The organism is Streptomyces sp. NPDC052016, from assembly GCF_044548445.1.
Taxonomy (GTDB): domain Bacteria; phylum Actinomycetota; class Actinomycetes; order Streptomycetales; family Streptomycetaceae; genus Streptomyces.
Map to the genome: position 1 here is coordinate 14,055 of NZ_JBIUBX010000026.1, position 13,949 is coordinate 28,003.

Annotated in this window: 10 protein-coding genes and 3 pseudogenes; 4 read left to right on the plus strand and 9 right to left on the minus strand. The window is 68.1% G+C overall.

The genetic code is table 11. The features are described 5' to 3' along the window. Positions 1-50: 50 nt before the first annotated feature. On the minus strand, positions 51-1,592 hold the full coding sequence (locus ACIHAR_RS28995; RefSeq protein ID WP_365452810.1) for an alanine/glycine:cation symporter family protein: 1,542 nt from the start codon (positions 1,590-1,592) through the stop codon (positions 51-53). Between the two features lie 452 nt (positions 1,593-2,044). Between ACIHAR_RS28995 and ACIHAR_RS29000 the strand changes: the two genes are divergently transcribed. Continuing rightward, positions 2,045-2,596: a DM13 domain-containing protein gene (locus ACIHAR_RS29000; protein ID WP_400022545.1), complete on the plus strand. Its 552-nt coding sequence runs from the start codon at positions 2,045-2,047 to the stop codon at positions 2,594-2,596. A gap of 117 nt (positions 2,597-2,713) precedes the next feature. Here ACIHAR_RS29000 and ACIHAR_RS29005 read toward each other — a convergent pair. From ACIHAR_RS29005 to ACIHAR_RS29020, 4 genes and pseudogenes are all read right to left on the minus strand, one after another. Continuing rightward, positions 2,714-3,039 (minus strand): annotated as a pseudogene (locus ACIHAR_RS29005) (transposase family protein); the annotation flags it as partial. Between the two features lie 1,481 nt (positions 3,040-4,520). Further along, positions 4,521-4,667 (minus strand): annotated as a pseudogene (locus ACIHAR_RS29010) (transposase); the annotation flags it as partial. Positions 4,668-5,165: 498 nt separating this feature from the next. Beyond that, positions 5,166-5,342, minus strand: a complete 177-nt coding sequence (locus ACIHAR_RS29015; RefSeq protein ID WP_400022624.1) for a hypothetical protein — start codon at positions 5,340-5,342, stop codon at positions 5,166-5,168. A gap of 1,157 nt (positions 5,343-6,499) precedes the next feature. Further along, positions 6,500-6,904 carry an STAS domain-containing protein gene (locus ACIHAR_RS29020; protein ID WP_400022546.1) on the minus strand — a complete coding sequence of 135 codons (405 nt, stop codon included), beginning with the start codon at positions 6,902-6,904 and terminating at the stop codon, positions 6,500-6,502. Between the two features lie 111 nt (positions 6,905-7,015). On the opposite strand from ACIHAR_RS29020, the gene ACIHAR_RS29025 reads away from it, so the two are divergent. Next, a complete protein-coding gene (locus ACIHAR_RS29025; protein ID WP_365452795.1) occupies positions 7,016-7,348 on the plus strand; it encodes a helix-turn-helix domain-containing protein in 333 nt (110 codons plus the stop codon). Positions 7,349-9,169: 1,821 nt separating this feature from the next. Here ACIHAR_RS29025 and ACIHAR_RS29030 read toward each other — a convergent pair. Further along, positions 9,170-9,853, minus strand: a complete 684-nt coding sequence (locus tag ACIHAR_RS29030) for a class I SAM-dependent methyltransferase (protein WP_400022547.1) — start codon at positions 9,851-9,853, stop codon at positions 9,170-9,172. A 510-nt stretch (positions 9,854-10,363) separates the two neighbouring features. Between ACIHAR_RS29030 and ACIHAR_RS29035 the strand changes: the two genes are divergently transcribed. Then, positions 10,364-10,822 (plus strand): cupin domain-containing protein, encoded by a 459-nt coding sequence (locus ACIHAR_RS29035; RefSeq protein ID WP_365452783.1) that lies wholly within the window; start codon positions 10,364-10,366, stop codon positions 10,820-10,822. A 49-nt stretch (positions 10,823-10,871) separates the two neighbouring features. Beyond that, the gene (locus ACIHAR_RS29040; protein ID WP_400022632.1) at positions 10,872-11,156 is read left to right on the plus strand and encodes a hypothetical protein; all 285 of its coding nucleotides are present in this window, start codon (positions 10,872-10,874) and stop codon (positions 11,154-11,156) included. A 374-nt stretch (positions 11,157-11,530) separates the two neighbouring features. Here ACIHAR_RS29040 and ACIHAR_RS29045 read toward each other — a convergent pair. From ACIHAR_RS29045 to ACIHAR_RS29055, 3 genes and pseudogenes are all read right to left on the minus strand, one after another. Further along, positions 11,531-11,755 (minus strand): annotated as a pseudogene (locus tag ACIHAR_RS29045) (transposase); the annotation flags it as partial. Positions 11,756-12,070: 315 nt separating this feature from the next. Further along, the gene (locus tag ACIHAR_RS29050) at positions 12,071-13,258 is read right to left on the minus strand and encodes a cation:proton antiporter (protein WP_365452780.1); all 1,188 of its coding nucleotides are present in this window, start codon (positions 13,256-13,258) and stop codon (positions 12,071-12,073) included. Between the two features lie 133 nt (positions 13,259-13,391). Next, complete coding sequence (locus tag ACIHAR_RS29055; RefSeq protein ID WP_400022548.1) at positions 13,392-13,844, minus strand: hypothetical protein; 453 nt, start codon at positions 13,842-13,844, stop codon at positions 13,392-13,394. Positions 13,845-13,949: the final 105 nt, after the last annotated feature.

Sequence of the window (13,949 nt, forward strand, 5' to 3'; positions counted from 1 at the left end):
AAGGCGCGAGGTGAGCACGGGCCCGTACAGGAGCCGGGCCGCGGGGGCGGTCAGACGGTGGTCTTCACCGACTCCTGGTCTTCGTCACCGTCGGAGATCTCGCCGGCGTCGCGGGCGCGGACGAACTCCAGGAAGGAGTTGAGCTCCCGCTTGACGACCGGTGCGAGGAGGTAGAGGCCGATGATGTTGATGACGGCCAGCATGAAGAGCACCGCGTCGGCCATGTCGATGAGGGTCTGCAGCGTCAGCAGCGAACCGGTGACGGCGAACAGGGTGTAGACGACCTTGTACGTCAGCTCGCTGACCCTGCTGCGGCCGAACAGGTGGGTCCACGCCTTGAGGCCGTAGTAACCCCACGTCAGAACGGTGGAGATGGCGAACAGCATCACCGCGACGGTGAGGATGTAGGGGAACCAGGGCAGGACCGTCTCGAAGGCGTCGGAGGTGATCGTGACGCCGCCGATGTCGCCACCCCCGCTCTTGCGGGCCTCGGCCCAGCTGGCGGGGTTGGCGATGACGATGGTCAGCGCGGTCATCGTGCAGATGACGACGGTGTCGATGAACGGCTCCAGCAGGGCGACCAGGCCCTCGCTGGCGGGGTGCTTGGTCTTCACCGCGGAGTGCGCGATCGGGGCGGAGCCCAGGCCCGCCTCGTTGGAGAACGCGGCACGCTTGAAGCCGATGATCAGGGCGCCGAGCACGCCGCCGGCGACGCCCTCGGGGTTGAAGGCGCCCTCGATGATGGTGCCGATCGCGGCCGGGACGGCGGTGACGTGCACCAGGATGACGACCAGGCAGGCGGTGATGTAGATGCCGGCCATGGCGGGGACGAGCTTGCTGGTGACGTTGGCGATGGAGCGGATGCCGCCGAGGAGCACGATGCCGACGAGCGCGGCGATGAGGATGCCGAAGAACAGGGCGCCGGCGGAGGAGCCCATCAGCCCGTCCTCGCCGCCGGTGACGGAGACCAGTTGCGCGTAGGACTGGTTGACCTGGAAGAGGTTGCCGCCGAAGAGGCCGAAGAAGAGGATCATGAAGGAGGCGAGGACCGCGAGGACCTTGCCGAGCTTCTTGCCGTTCGTGCCGAAGCGGTCGGCGAGGCCCTTGGGCAGGTAGTGCATGGGCCCGCCGGAGACCGTGCCGTCGGCGTGCACCTCGCGGTACTTCACACCAAGGGTGACCTCGACGAACTTGGTGGCCATGCCGAGCAGGCCGCACAGGATCATCCAGAACGTCGCGCCGGGGCCACCGATGGATACGGCGACGGCCACACCGGCGATGTTGCCGAGGCCGACCGTGCCCGAGACAGCGGCGGTCAGTGCCTGGAAGTGGTTGACCTCGCCGGCCGACCCCTTCTCGTCGTACTTGCCGCGCACCACGTCCACGGCGAGTCTGAACTTGCGGATCTGCACGAACCCGAACCAGCCGGTGAAGACCAGACCGGCGACGACGAGCCAGGCGACGATGAGGGGCAGGTCCGTGCCGCCGACGGGAACGGCGTAGAAGACGACCTCCCCCAGCCACTTGGCTATGGGTTCGAAGAACTCGCTGACGGCTTCGTCGACGGACTGCGTGACGGAGTCGAGTGACACAGTGGCTACCTCGATGTTGCGGGACCGGGGCACGGGGAGTGCTGCCGGCTGATGTGCGGTCTCTGACCGAACGTCGTGTCCGATCGGCGATATTGGACATGCGGTCCGCGCATGCGGATCGTGAACATCCTGGTCGTGCCGCCGGCACATGCCGACCGCTCCGCGCTGTGGCGTTGAGCGGTGCCACCTGCAGAGTTGCGTAGTTCTACCACGACCTTTACTCACTCTTTAGTGACGCGAGTCACATAACCTGCAGTCACCGTCAAAAGCGCCAGTAAGCGAGACCGGACCGTTATGCGGAGACCGACATCCGTTCATCGGACACCTATCGGGGTGCGTCTCGGCCATGGCTGCGGCGACGTAAGCATTTCGTCATCTCTGCGGGGTGCGCGACGGTCCGCCCGGTCCGTTGAATAGGGAGCGACAGGTAGCTCTAGGGGAGTGAGGCGGGTATGGGGCGCGTGCTGGTCAGGCCGCTGGTCATCGGAGTGCTGGTGGTGGCGGTGGTGGGTGTCGGCTTCGGGCTGTACTGGTTCCAGCCCTGGAAGCTGTGGCAGGACGAGACCGTCCAAGAGGTGCTGCCCGGCACCGTTGCCACATCGGCACCTCCCACGGCTGCAGCCTCCGCTTCCCCCTCGTCCGAATCCGTGCCTCGAACGCTGGCGAGCGGCGAGCTGATCAGCCACGAGCACACCACCTCGGGCACGGTGAAGCTCGTACGCCTGGCCGACGGCTCCCACGTCGTACGCCTGGAGAATCTCGACACCAGCAACGGCCCGGACCTGCGCGTCTGGCTGACCGACGCGCCGGTGAAGGAGGGGCAGGCCGGCTGGCACGTCTTCGACGACGGGCAGTACGTCAGCCTCGGCAAGCTCAAGGGCAACAAGGGAAGCCAGAACTACGCCGTCCCCGCCGATGTGGACCCGTCGCGCTACGCCAGCGTGAGCATCTGGTGCGACCGCTTCAACGTGTCCTTCGGTGCCGCCGAACTTGCCCGTACCTGACGTCGTCTGCCACGGTTGCCGGCCGCGCGCAGAGCACTGATGGGTTCTCGACGCCGGCAACCGCGGTGCGGCAGGACGGACAGGACGCGGGGAAAGATGGATAGTGCCGTCGCCAGTGCGGTCGACCGGCAGCAGCGTCCCGTCAGGATCACGCATGCCTTCATGGACGCGGCCTCGACGGCTTCTGCAGGCGTGGGCGCGAGAGCGGCCAAGAGTTCGAAGACCTCGGTGACATGTCGGTAGACAGTGGTGGTGCTGAAGCCGGCCGCAAGCTGGGCGTAGGTGTGTCCACCGCGGAGGTGGCGAGAGCGAGCAGAGCCTGTCGGCCCGCACTCAGGGCGTCGCTATCGGGTGCCGAGGGCGCCGCGGTGTTCCCTCAGGGGCGCGGAGAGGAAGCGGAGGGCAGAGCCGGAAAGGTCGACGTCGTACGGGTGAACAAGCACACACGAAGCCTCTGGTGGAGACGGATTTCTTGATCGGAAACGCGTCTACCAGGGGGCTTCACCCGTCTGTCAGAGAACTCCCGACTCAGAAGACTAGGTTGTATGGCCGGTGCACCGTTGGGGTTGCCGAGGCTGGCCCGGTGCCGGATGCCGGGGGCCTCCCTCAGGTCGGGCTGCGCGCGTTGATCAGGGCCTCCAGGCTGTAGCCGCCCGGGTGTGGGTAGGTGGCCCTGGCCAGCGGGAGCGTGTCGACCATGCAGACGGGGGCTCCGCGGCCGGCCGCCGCAGTCGCGGACGCCCCGCCCGAACGACGTATCGGGTCGAGGACTGCTGCTGCTCGACGAGTTCGTCGACCGGTGGGCACGCGACACCGTCGGTGGCCCCGCCGCACGGCCCCGGACCGCAGGGGTCCGGGCAGAACCGCGGATTACGCCGTAGCGCTGTACCGCCCAGGCAACCTGACCATCCTGCAGGGCGCCGTCCATGCCATCCCCCGCACTGTGGGCCTGGGCGGCTCCGGGGGTCCTGGCCGCCCAGACGGTAACGATGGCCAGAATCCCTGCCGGTGAGCCTCCGAAGTCACGGAGTCCCGGAGTGTTTCAGTCCCGGACTACGGGAGTGGCGGGGCTGAAGCGTCACAAGCGCAGGCGCGGCGCATCAGGCGCCGGCTATTCGCGGCTATCGCGCGGCTGCACTCCGACGGAACCCGTGGATCGGCCTCCCCGGCAGGCGGCGGGTGCTCCCGACCAGGTCGGTTAGCGTACAGACGTGATCACCATGAATTGGGACGGCATCACCGACCGCGAGCGTTTCAACGGCTGGTACTTGGACGAGCGGGACCAGTTCGCGGACATGGCCCGGGACGCAGACTGGAACGGACTCTTCCAGATGCTGGGCAAGAACCCCGGGTGGGCCAACCTCCCCCGGCCCGGCAACCGCAGTGGCTTCACCGCGCTGCATCAGGCGGCCTGGCACGGCGCGGACTTCCCCGTCGTCTCCCGACTGCTTGCGCACGGCGCCTGGCGGACGCAGCGCTCGCGGGACGGACGGCGCGCCGTCGACATCGCGCGGGAGCGAGGGCACACGCATCTGCTGCAGCTGCTGGAACCCGTCGCGGTACGGCAGCTTCCCGCTCCTTCGGACGCGCTGGAGCACCACTTCCGCTCGCTGCTGCGGGAGGCGACCGGCCGCTGCTTCGGGGAGATCGAGCACCTGCTGCCGCCCCTGTCCCCCCTGGCGGAGGGGCCGTCCGTGAAAATCTTCTTTCAGGTGATCGGCATGATGGGCGGCTTCTTCTACCACCTTGAGCACGACCACGTGCATGTGAACGCCAGCTCGCGGATGGACTACGGCGACGGAGACCACTACCGGGTGACCCCGCAAGGGTTTTTCAAGATCGACGAAACGTGCGTGCCCCCGCCGCCCCTTCCGAGCGCCGCGTTCGCGCCCCCCGCTCTGACGGGCAGACGAGCCCGCGCGGCGAGGCCGAGGAAGGCTTCGTGGACGTCGTCGCATTGTTCCCAGTGGATCCGTAGGCGGCGGAAGCCGTGTAGCCAGGAGATGGTGCGTTCGACGACCCAGCGTAAGGTGCCCAGGCCGGTGCCGTGCGGTCGTCCGCGTTCGGCGATGGGGTTGCCGGATTCCGCGTTGCCGCGGGCACGACCACGCGAGCCCGGGACGGAATGCGACCCGCGGGCCGGTTGCGCTCCCGGCCTAGTCGGCCCGTCAACCTCGCGGTCACGCCCGACGACCAGGACTGAACAACCCCTCCAACCGTGGGCGGCCGCCGCCCACGAACCACATGACCCAACTTTGCGGGCCACCCCGCCCGCCGCGCGGGAGAGCCCGACCATGAGCAGCGTGTCCGAGTGACTGAAGTCGGCGCCGTGACCGCGCTCGCGGGCCGCACCCACGCGCTGCGCGCACTTCCGGCGCACACGCGCACACTCGTCTGGATGGCGGTCTCCGCCACCTGTGGATCTCCGGTGCCGCGGTCGGCTCCGTGGACCAGCGCCGTCACGACGCGAGGCATCGACGCCGCCGAGTTCCGGCACGCTGGTCGACGAACCGGCCACCCACCCGAACTCACCCCCACCCCGCTTTCGAGGTCGGTAGCCGTCGACCTCCTACCGGCCCACCTCGAGGAAGTAACGCAGTGCTTCCGGGGTGTTCTCGTCCAAGGCCGCATTTGCCGCCGCCCGCAAGGCGTCGCTGCCGGCGGAGTCGGCGAGAATCCTTGCGATGGCGACACGGCCGTCCTCCGCCTGGGCGAGGCGGTAGCCGTCCTCGAGCCAAACGCGCATTTCCTCCGGTGTGCCACTGTCAACGAGCTCGTTGGCCTCCCGAGTCACGCGCGTACCGCTGTCGGGGTCGGCGAGGATCCTTGCGATGGCGACATTCCGTCATAAAGGGAGCCATCCCGGAGGCCACGGCAACGGCCGTCGCCGTCGTGGCATCGGCGTGGGGCGGGGTGGTGAGCAGCAGCGTAGGAACGAGGACGCCGGTCGGTCACGGCGAGGGGCACACGCATCAGTCTCATGATATGAACCACCTTGCTTCGTAGTGGCGGAACGATACGGCACAGCGCGGCACGGCATTTGCCTCTCGGGCTCTTGCCTGAGCGGCCAGAACCAGCGCGGAACCCCGTGCCGCGGCCACGCACAGGCGTGTCCACCGTGAGCTCCAGAAGTTCGAGGATGGTGCCGCCGGCGAAGAGGATGGGTATGCGCAGGGCGAGAAGGTACCCGACCACGCGCGAATCCTGATCCGCAACCAGGGACTAGGCTCTCCCGTTCGCGGCGGTTTCGATGATCCGGGGGAAGTCGTCGTCGAAGACCACGCGGTCGGGCCGGTAGCTCGTCACGAACCCGCTCAGCAGTCGGAAGACATCCTCTGCGTTTTTGAGAAGGTGGCGTCGCGGATGGTCACGTCGGCTCATCCGCGGGGAAGCTGGAGATCGGTGCCGTGGCGGCTGCCGGAACGGCGCCCCATGAGCTGCGCCGCTTGGACTCGATGCTGCTGTCGGGCCGGCCGCTGCCGCGGTGCACGCGTTCCAGCCGACTGACCGACTCGTCGAACACCACCAGTGCGGCCAAGTCGGCGGATACCGGCACACTCTGCCCGGCCGCATCACTGCCCTGGGCAGCCGCCCAGCGCCTGCGGGGGACACGTCATCGCGGCGCACCCCTGCTGCGTGGGCAAGGGCGCCGTACCGCAGCCGTGCATGGCCGGGCAGTGCCGCGAGCAGGAGCCGGTCCTCCGGGCGTGACGAACGCAACGACCTGACGGTTTGCTCCAGTGGCACGCCCAATGCGGCCCACACCTCCAAAGTACTGAGCACGTCGGGGTGTTGGTGCAGGCGGGGACGCACCACGCAACGCGAGCATCCCCGGCGGACCAGGGGATGCGGGAACGTCCAGCTCGCCCTATCGTGCGGGGTCGCGATGAGGAGATGCGGCCGTCACGAGACGGCAGCGTTGTCGACCGCGTCTCGGATTTCTAGGATGTTGTCGACTCCGGTGATCTCGCAGAGCCGTTGAACCTGGGGGGACGGCGCGACCAGGCGCAGAATGCCCGCATAGTGGGTGCGGATGAGCAGATTCAAGAAGGTCGAGTCTGCGAAGGTGACGCCGGAGGCGTCCAGGATCACCTTGGGATGCTTTTTGGCCGCGGTCTCCAGCGCGTCCGCCAAGGGTGTGATCGAGTCCATGTCATAGGCACCGCGAGCAGCGATGACCCAGGCCCCACGCCATTCGTGCTGCAGCACGCCGGCTCCCTGCGATGCGCGCCCGGTGGTCTGTGCCGGCAGCGGCGTCTCGCCGGTGTTGCTCATGAGGGTCGGCATGGCGTCGTCGTCCCACGGCACCTTCGGGCTCCTCCCTGTGGCCCTCCCTCGCGGGAGAACACGTCACCTGTTGCATGAAATTTATGTCATGTAACTAGGTTCCGGCAACAGTGATCCTCTAAAATGCTGGGCATGGTTGGAGTGCCCGAATCACACACCGGATGGACGTTCATCACCAGCCACGCGCGTGTCCTGGCAGCCATCGCCGACAACCCGAACGTCCGCATCCGCGACATCGCCGCCCACTGCCGCCTCACCGAGCGCGCCGTTGCGCGGATCATTTCCGATCTCGAGCAGGACGGTTACCTCTCCCACACCCGAGAGGGGCGCACGAACACCTACCGCATCGAGCCGGACAAGGTGCTGCGCCACCCGGCCGAAGCCGGCCTCCCCGTGGCCGCCCTGATCTCCCTGCTCGTGCAGGACGAGACCGAGCGCACCAGGACACCGGTCGCCCACCACTGACACGCGGTAAGTGTCAGCAGCGCAAGGCAGCAGCGGATGAGACGCCGCGTAACGCGCGCCGGCTCGGCAGCGGTGGCATGGCCGAGACCTTCCAGGCCTGCGATACGAAGTTGGCCCGGATGGTGCGCAATGCGCGGCGGTCCGGCGGGCGGCGGTCGGCCAAGAGTGGTGGGGACGTCCTTCCCGCCAGCGTGGTGGTTCCCCACGGCCGACCTCTCGCGCCCGCCAGTCGTAGGCAATTCGCTCGCGGGAGTCGTTCGCACTCGAACTCGTCCGAAGCGGCGTGGTCGGCAGCGCCGTCGTCCTGTCCCCGATCGGCCTGTGGGTCAGCCCCCGGGCCGTCTACGCGCTTGGCTGGCTCCGGTTCGTCACTCGGGTGGTCCCCCAGCCCGCGACGACAATGGATTCCCTCTGATCCAACGTAGCCAAGCGCACCCGCAGCCAGAACCGGAGGCGCAGAGGCTTGCCCGGACAGCGGTGGTGGCGATCTCGTGCGGGGCCGGCTTCCACGGACTGACTGCGGGCTGCCAGAGCAAGCCACTGGCGTACAGCAGCGAGCTGACCTTTGTGTGGGCGGACTTCTCACGGCCGGTGCGGAACGGCCGGTTTCCGACTGCGGCCATGTCTGCGAGGTCGGCGAGGGTGGCCGATACGGTGCATGGTCTCCGCTCGCAACCGCACGGTGACGTAACCGAAGAGAGTGCGCTCGAGGTCGGTCGGGAAGCAGGGTCGTGTAATGGTTCAGACCGGCCAGTCCGCCTGTCCGCTGACAGGCTCATCCGCAGCGCCGTCAGAGTCGGCGGCACGAGGAACAAACAGGGGTGATCACCATGGGGCTGGCCAAGAGCCAGCCGTAGGCGCATGCGTCGCGGCTCCACACAGCCGGGCAGGCTTGGCGCGGGGGCCGCACAGGGCCGCCCCGCCGGGCTCTCGGTTCACCCGGCGGCACGGCCGCGCGCGAACCCGCCTACCCGGGGCTGCGAAGCTGGAGGCTATACGCGCTGACCTTCGGTCTTGTTGTGTGCGGCGGCAGACGGAGTCTCCGCTACCAGGCCGGCCTGGCATGCTCCGCACAGTTCGTGGTGGCCATCAGGCGTGACGACCGTTCCCCAGCCCAGGCATGCCTCGCAATTTCGCGCCTGTGACAGGTCCGGGCGAGGGGGTGCAGGGGTGTGGGCACTGGTTCCCTGAGCCATACGGCGTGAGACTCCTCCGCTGATTCGTTGACGCAGTCACCAGTATGTCGGATTTATTCGCATTTGCATGTGATCTGAGTCACAGGATGAGTTCGGCGATGGCTAGTAGGACGAGAACGCTTTGACAGCCGCAAGACTGGGCTGGGAGCAACGTCAAGTTCGCGCTGCTCATCGTGCCCTCCCCAGCCCGCAGGCCCGGGGCGCGCCGTGCGGAACCGGGCACGGTAGGTTCCGCGGCTGGCAGGCTGGCAGGCTGGCAGGCTGGCAGGCTGGCAGGCTGGTCGGCAGGCAGGTCGGCAGGTCGGCAGGTCGGGCGGTGCTGGTGTCCTTGGCCGGACTACCGACCCGGTACCCCGGGGGCGATTTCGGCGGCCTCCTTCAGTCGAGGGGACTGTGGGGCAAGGGAGTGGGGCGGGCCCGGTCCTGGCGCAGTCCGTCCAGTGGGACGGCGAGGTAGCGCCGCCACAGGTCGGGGGCGACGGTCCGGCTGTCCTCCGTGACGGGCCGATCACGACCTGAGGGAGGGGGATGTCGGTGACTTCGCCGTTGTAGCGGACTCGGCCGACCTGCCGGGCACGCGCGATGACGGCTGTGATGACATGGTGAGGCGCTCCCGGGGTGGCGATCACGCAGAAGCTTCCGTGCCCGCCCTGCAACAGGACCTCCCGCAGTCCGCGGTTCGCATGCCGCGGCGGGACCGGCCGAGCAGGACCCGGCCAGCGTCGTTGGTGACGACGCAAAGGGCGCAGGTCAGGGCATGGGCGGTGGTCGGCCTCTTCTCGACGGCCTGGGTGTCGGTGTGGAAGGGGCCCCGCAGGATCAGGAAGGCGAGGCCGTCCGCGTCCAGCCGCTCCACCGTCTCCCATCCGGCGGCGAGCACGGCGATCTCGTCCTCGTCCAAGGCGATGCCGCGCCGCTCCTCGGGCGTGGTCTCCGCCACCGGGGTGATGACGACGAGAGCGCCGCCGTCCCGCAGCCGCTCACCCAAAGAGTGCAAAATGCGGCCCCTTTCCTTCAGGAGGGGGTACATCAGGCGCATCACGACCAGGTCGTACCCTCCCTGGTGCAGCGGAGCCGGGTTGTCGAGCCCGATGTCCAGCAGCAGCCAGCGCACGCCCTCGACGCCGGCCTGCTCGGCGCGGGCCCGGGCGAGCGCGCTGCCGGCGAAGTCGACGGCGTCCACGGTGAAGCCGAGGGAAGCGAGGCAGACGGCCAGCTCGCCGGTGCCGCAGCCTACGTCGAGCGCCCGGCCTCCGCCGTCCGGGGCCGGGGTGTGCTCGGCGAGCAGTTCCCGCTCGCGCTCACCCACTTGCCGGAACCCCTTGCCGTCGCCGAAGTGCTCGTAGCCACGTTCGGTGTAGCGCGCAGGGGCAGCCGTACGAGGGTCTACCGCCGTGCGGGCACGCGGGTCCAGCGTGTACGGTTTTGGTATGTGTGCTGTCCCGGACGACGGCGACGTACGGCCGCACAGCTCCCTCCCAAGCGCACGCCGCCAGGTCCGACGGCCAGGCGAAGGTGGTCCGCCTGTGGGATTCCGCCGTAACTCGGTGTGCGAGGGAGTTCTCCTTCTCCTTGCCCCCGACGGGGACGGGCTGGGTCACGCCGGTGTCCTCGGGCGGCACGCTCGTCGTCACCGACGCGACGTCCGCGGTGCCCGGCCCGAGCGGGGCGGCTCCTTCCTCTCACCCTTCTCGTCGTCGAGCTTTTCGTCGTACTTGATCGCGGTCGGCGCGCGGACTTGCCGCCGCGGACACAAGCGGGCGACTGAAGCTGAGCGTGGATTCATCCAGGGGATGGAAGACCGAACGGGAGAGCAGTGATGAACGGAGTACGTGTTTCTTGTGGCTTTCTGGCCGCCGGCATGGCGACTGTGGTGCTCTCGTGCGCCCCTGCGACAGATCATGCGGGCGGCAAGGTGCCGGTCGCCGCGGTGACTTCGGAACGCCCGTCCGAGACGCTGACGCCCATACTCGAAAAGGCAATTCCGAATATCCAGGGGAAAACGTTCACCTCGGCGATCGTGAACTTCCCGCCAGACGCACGCGCGGTGCCGCACCGCCACGGTGAGGCGTTCGTCTACGCCTACGTACTCGACGGCACGATGCGCAGCCAACTCGACGGCGAGCCGGCCCGTACGTATCACCAAGGCGAGCAGTGGGTTGAAGAACCGGGTGCTTATCACGTGCTGACGGAGAACACCAGCAAGACGGAATCGGCGAAGCTCCTGGTGGTCTTCATCTCCAACACAGGGGACGAGCTCAAGGTCCCCGAGTCCTGAGATCAGAAGATTGGTTGCGTGGCGGCTGACCCGCCTGACTGCCGATGGGATGCCCGTCCTGACAAGCCAGGGATCCGATGCGGCCAAAAAGATCGTCGGGAGGAAGCGCGGCGTACTCACCGACACCACCGCGTTGCCGGTGCCCCTCCGCTTCACCTCACCCGAGGACGCGGCGGTGGTCTCCGCCCCGTTCAACCGGGACATGAAGGGGGATCTTCTGCCGGCAGAACTGTTCGACCGGTTCTTCGCCTCGGTGGACCGATCGGCCGCCCAAGGGACGGTCTTGTTGGCCTTCACCATGTGGATCTGCCTCGGAGGAGTATCTCTCGCGTAGAACGTTGGGGGAGGGGACCACGGCAGTGAGTGCACAACAGCCCTTGCCGGCCCGGTCCTCCTACCGGAGGACCGGGGCCTTCGGCGTCGGAGGCCGTGAACGCCGCCCGCGCGGCGGAAATGGCCGCGCGGGCGGCGTTCAAAGCCCGTCACGGCGCCTGTCAGCGCCAGCGCAGCAAAGGCAGCCTCGCTATGGAGTACGGGCGCTCAGACAATCGTCGCTGTCCCGCCGCGTCAGTAGCAATCGAGTCATCAGGCGCGTGCCACGCAGAGCTCCGTGTCTGTGCAGAGCCTGCACGGCGTCCATGGAGCACGTCGGCTTGTAGGCGTACCGAGCCGGCCGGATTGGACTACCTGAGTTCTTCGGAGTGTTGTCGGCTCTTGGGTGAGCGTGAGTCCGGTGCCAGCGAGACACCCGTCGATCAAGTCGGGGTGGAGCTGAATATGGCGCAGGCCCCGGCGGAGCGTGCGTTCGAGATGCTCGTCGTCGGTGAAGGCGGTGTTGGCCAGTGGACCGCGCCGTAACAGCGACCAGACACCCTCCACCGGATTCAAATCCGATGCATATGAAGGCAATTGAACGATGGTGAGCCAGTCGTGATCGGTGGAGCAGGGCCCGCAGCGCGACAAGACGCGCGCCGGCGTTCCCGCCGACCAGGAAGAGTTGTAGGAGCGGGTGCACCTGCGTGCTCCGCGCCCCTCCGCGGGTTGAGGATGCCAGGGTGCGGAAGCCCTTGAGTCAGTTGAAGCAACGCTCGATCATGTGGCGTCGACGGTAGGTTTCGCGGTCGAACCCTGGTGGTCTGCCACCGTGCTTGCCTTCTCCAGGACATCGCGTACCGCAGCGTCTCCAGGTGAACCGGGAAAGGCACACCGCTTACCACCCGTCGGACGTCAATCAGTCCTCTCCTGCGGTCACGGCTTCACGGGTTCCCGTGAACGGTTCAGCATGGGCAGGGCCGTCAGGGGAAACACGATCACGGACAGGAGCCCCGCCGCCACTAGGGCCGCCGCGTTGGCCGGTTGGATGGCGTCCAGCTTCAGTCCGATCGTCGTCGCCACCACGATGAAGGGCAGGGAGGTGGCCTGCAGGAGGCCGCTGGCGATCACTTCCGTAGGGGACAGGCCCGCCCTGCGGTAGACCAGTGCGGGCAGGCCTCGCACGAGGAGGAGCGCGGCAAGGAACATCGGCACCCGCAGGACGGTCCCGGTATCCGCGAACAACGCTCCGAGGTCGAACTGGATGCCGCTGGTGACGAAGAAGACCGGGACGAGAAATCCGTAGCCGATTCCCTGGAGTTTGACGTGGAACTGCGGGTGCTTTCGGTCGGCGTCGGGTGCGACCAGCCGCAGTACGGCCCCGGCGACGAAGGCGCCCAGAACGGCCTCGAATCCTAGATGCATGGCGACCGCCGACAGCCCGACGATCAGAACCATCGTGAGGCGGACGCGGACCTGGGCGCTCGTGTCCGCGAGATTCACCAGTGTCCGGGACAGCCACATGGAGCGCCCGGCGCGTATCGACGTCGCCACGATGAGCGCCGTCAGGCAGGCGAGGCCGATCAGCAGAAGCACCCGGGAGCCCGGGCTCGACGAATGCTCGGAGAAGAACAGCGACAGCAGCACGACGGCGCTGATCTCACCGGCGGAGGCGCCACAGATGGTCAGTTGGCCTATCGGGCGGGCGACCGCGCCGGCGTCCTTCAGGATCGGGACCAGCAGGCCCAATGACGTGGCCACGAGTGCGGTGCCGATCAGCAGAGGGCTCTCGACCAGTCCGGCGATGTCCAGTCCCCAGCCCACGATCGCGGCCAGCGCGATCGAGGCCACCAGTCCGACGGCGACGAGCTTGGCCAGTGGCCCGCGCAGCTGCTGGAAGTCGATCTCCAGCCCGGCGAGGAACAGCAGGAAGCTCAGCCCGATGACGGACAGTGTCTGAACGGTGGCGTCAGGCTGCACCAGGTTCAGCACCGCGGGACCGAGCAGGATGCCTGCCACGATCTCCAGGACCGGACCCGGGAGCGGGACTCGGGGTGCCAGGGCGAGGAGGAACGGGACGGCGGCAGCCACCACGAGGACGATGAGCAGATTGTCGTACCCCATCGTGACTCCCGTGGTCGGTGTGAAGGGCACAGGTTCCGGGCCACCGGTCCCGCCGGCGCCTCCTTCCACGGTGCTATGGGCCGACGGCCTTCGCATGTGTCCTACGTCGGCGTCACGGCGGCAGACGACGTCATCACCCCTCAGCCGCAGATAGGCCGCGTCGAGGGGCTGGCCGCGTGCCGGGCCCATCGCGGCGACGACGCCGACCGGCGCACGCCGAGCGAGCCGCTGCCCGAGCGGCGGAGGTGACGAAGTCGACGACGGGCACCGGGTGGCGCGCCAAGCGGAACAGGTACCGTGCGAGCGCCGCCGCGGCGACCGCGAAGCTGCCGATAGTGGCTCCGCTGCCCCAGCTCCACTCCGGGCCATGGACCAAGCCCAGCGCCAGCGCGCCGATCGCCACGACCGGCAGGGAACCGCCGGGCAGGCCGGCCAGGCGCGTGTCGGTGTTGAGCAGGAAGATCCACTGCCAGGCCGCCTCGACCAGCAGGCCGCCGACCACGGGGCCTGCCGCCGAAGCCAGCGAGCCGCCGGCCGACCAGATCTGGACGTACCGGGTGAGCTTCGCAGGCGGCGTGGTGAGCACGAGCCCGTGGCTCGCGGGGTAAGTGCGACATCGTCCAGTGAGCACCATCCGCTCTGATATCTGGATCTAGATATCCAGTACTCGGATGTCAAACACCGCACGACC

What these genes read in the sequence shown, in the direction of transcription:
- ACIHAR_RS29000 (WP_400022545.1), top strand. Translation starts at nt 2,045, where the DNA reads ATGGGGCGCGTGCTGGTCAGGCCGCTGGTCATCGGAGTGCTGGTGGTG.
- ACIHAR_RS29015 (WP_400022624.1), bottom strand. Translation starts at nt 5,342, where the DNA reads ATGCGCGTTTGGCTCGAGGACGGCTACCGCCTCGCCCAGGCGGAGGAC.
- ACIHAR_RS29025 (WP_365452795.1), top strand. Translation starts at nt 7,016, where the DNA reads ATGGTTGGAGTGCCCGAATCACACACCGGATGGACGTTCATCACCAGC.
- ACIHAR_RS29035 (WP_365452783.1), top strand. Translation starts at nt 10,364, where the DNA reads ATGAACGGAGTACGTGTTTCTTGTGGCTTTCTGGCCGCCGGCATGGCG.
- ACIHAR_RS29040 (WP_400022632.1), top strand. Translation starts at nt 10,872, where the DNA reads ATGCCCGTCCTGACAAGCCAGGGATCCGATGCGGCCAAAAAGATCGTC.
- ACIHAR_RS29050 (WP_365452780.1), bottom strand. Translation starts at nt 13,258, where the DNA reads ATGGGGTACGACAATCTGCTCATCGTCCTCGTGGTGGCTGCCGCCGTC.